The sequence below is a fragment of the Vibrio sp. TRT 2004 genome, from assembly GCF_050113735.1.
Lineage (GTDB): Bacteria > Pseudomonadota > Gammaproteobacteria > Enterobacterales > Vibrionaceae > Vibrio.
On the sequence record NZ_JBNJOH010000151.1, the window covers coordinates 1 to 642 of the forward strand.

Consider the following 642-nt stretch of genomic DNA (forward strand, 5'->3'; position numbering starts at 1 on the left):
AGGAGCAATTTGTGCCGCATCGAAATTTGTTCTGACAAAATCCTGCACCACAGGGGCGTTAAATACGGCATTTATCCCATTTTTTGCTTTAAAAATGAATAATGAATTTTCTGTCTCGTCCTCTTTGCCTTGTGAGCCCAAAGCTACTTCAGAGCCGCGAACACCGATTATGGCAGTATCGTGGTTGTATATAATGTAGCCTTGAGCACCAATGTCATTATCAGCGTAATAATTAAAGTTGAGTGCTTGGCTGTAAGGAATCTCAATCAGTAGCCAATTAACGGCTAAGTCTCCTGACTGCAACGGGCGCTGTTTCAGCTTCAGTGTTTCAATCACAGTAGACAAACTCCCCGTGCTATCTGTGACTGAGCGTTTATCAATACTTTTTTCTTTACTGGCATACGCCAGTTTCGACAACAAAGCAAAAGTGTAACTATTCACCAAGCTAAACCCATCGGTATCAACAATCATTGGCATATAGCTGCGTAGGGCTTTTATCTCGAGCACATGGGTGGTGTTGTGTGAGGCACGAACCCCTTTAATATCTTTACGTGCATTGGCTTTGAGTGCGCTATGGTGCTCGGTCAAGAACGAATCTTGAGGTGGGGTTGACCACAAATCACCCACGCTCACTAAGGCGTA

Annotated in this window: 1 pseudogene; it reads right to left on the reverse strand. The window is 44.1% G+C overall.

From position 1 onward, the window contains the following. A pseudogene (locus tag ACQEXR_RS20340) lies at positions 1-618 on the reverse strand (lipase); the annotation flags it as partial. Between the last annotated feature and the right edge of the window lie 24 nt (positions 619-642).